Origin of the sequence: Pseudoflavonifractor capillosus (assembly GCF_016902575.1) — a bacterium.
GTDB lineage: Bacteria > Bacillota > Clostridia > Oscillospirales > Oscillospiraceae > Enterenecus > Enterenecus capillosus_A.
Genome location: NZ_JACSNZ010000099.1, coordinates 1 through 1,564, shown reverse-complemented (window position 1 = coordinate 1,564; position 1,564 = coordinate 1). Strand labels below are relative to the sequence as shown.

At 53.0% G+C, this 1,564-nt stretch carries 3 protein-coding genes; all 3 read right to left on the bottom strand.

Features of this window, described 5'->3' with window-relative positions:
- Positions 1-361, bottom strand: a 361-nt coding sequence (locus tag H9X86_RS11985; protein ID WP_243416954.1) for a conjugal transfer protein TrbL family protein, incomplete at its 3' end; no start/stop codon positions are given.
- Between the two features lie 106 nt (positions 362-467).
- Positions 468-815 carry a DUF3852 domain-containing protein gene (locus H9X86_RS11980; RefSeq protein WP_087230290.1) on the bottom strand — a complete coding sequence of 116 codons (348 nt, stop codon included), beginning with the start codon at positions 813-815 and terminating at the stop codon, positions 468-470.
- A 111-nt stretch (positions 816-926) separates the two neighbouring features.
- Positions 927-1,370: a hypothetical protein gene (locus H9X86_RS11975; protein ID WP_087230287.1), complete on the bottom strand. Its 444-nt coding sequence runs from the start codon at positions 1,368-1,370 to the stop codon at positions 927-929.
- Positions 1,371-1,564: the final 194 nt, after the last annotated feature.

Sequence of the window (1,564 nt, the reverse complement as noted above, 5' to 3'; positions counted from 1 at the left end):
CGGTGAGACTGCCCTGCAACGTGACGGAGAGTTCATAGAGCCGCACGGGTACCACCGTGAAGAGACCGACTGCCATAAAGCCCTTTATGGCATTGAGGGCGGTCTCTTTGAGGTTTCCTCTGCCGGAGGAATACTCAATGCCGCATTCAAAACAGGCCACCACAAGGCCTGTGCCATAGAGCGCCCAGGCCAGATAGGAGAAAAACAGGACAATACTCTGTACCCAGTTCATGGTGAACAGCTCCACGCCCATGTTGCCCATCTCGGCAAAGAAGTTGCCCAGAAAGCCCATAATCTGACTGTAGATCCAATCAATGATCTGGCTCAGGACAGTATCAGCTACAAAATCCCAAATAAACAATGGTTGGTTCACCTCTTTCAGAATGAGGCCGTACCAACCGCATAACACAAAGATCCCGCAGCTGGTACGGCCTTGTGTCTCAGTTGATTACATGGTTTTTGAGATGTTAGATGCCAACGATGCCCCAGATGTACAGGGGGGCGGTGAGGGTAAACACCAGACAGGCAAACAAAATGGCGGGGGCTGTCCACTCGAACTGCCCGGTTTTCCGATAATCAAAGTAGGCGGTACCCACTTTGACAAAGAAAAACACGGCGAGGATCAGATCAATGGCAGGGAAGACCACGTTGTTGACTACGGTCTTGATTTGGGTGGATGCGGTGGTCCAGGTGCTCTCTACGGCTCCAGCTACATCTCCGCTGCCAGCGGCCAAGGCTGTGCCTGCCATCAGGGAGGTCATGGCCAGCGCCACCACCAGTAAGAGAGCAAAGCGTTTGTAGTTCCATTTACACATAGATTACCTCCAGTTACAAAAATATAGTGTGTATTTGGGCCCGGATGATGCTTTGGAACATCGGGGGGTGGAGGCCCACTGAAAAAAGGACTCAGGTGAACCATGTCTTGCTTACTTGGAAAGATTCTGTTTGTTGGGTGCCAGTTGGCTCAGGAGTTTCTCCCAACTTTCAGCGTCATCCTGAGGCACAACCAGAACAGCACCGTCTACGCTGAACACCCGGAGGTTGTCAAAGACAATGCCTGCATCTGCAAAGGCTTCTGCGGGGATGGGAAGCGTGTCCTCGGCGCACCCGTGGCAGCCGTCGCACACATCCTCATCCTCCTCCTGGCCCTTCCAGCCAGTCATCATATCTGCGCCCAGGCTGTTGACCAGGCGCATCAGCGTCATCATTGCGGCGGCTTTCTCCACAGGCTTCATCTCCGGCTTGAGTAGGACGATGGCGTTTTCCAGGGTGTGCAGCTCCAGGGTTTTCTCTCGCTCCAGACCGCTCAGAATCAGGGCGGCAGACTGGATGACGGCTTTGCCGTCGTTGGTGTAGTTGATAAATGTCATGTTTATTCCTCCATATCGTTAAGTATTTTGATTTGGTTCATGGATCAGGGTATAGCGCCCCTCGTACTCGTCGGTGGGGGACAGGTGGAACATACTCAGTTGCCAATTCCTTGCGGTGTTGTAGCGGCGGGGGTCATAGTTGGTGATGACAATTTCTTCGTACTCACTGCCTGCCTTCTGGGACATGCTGTTGG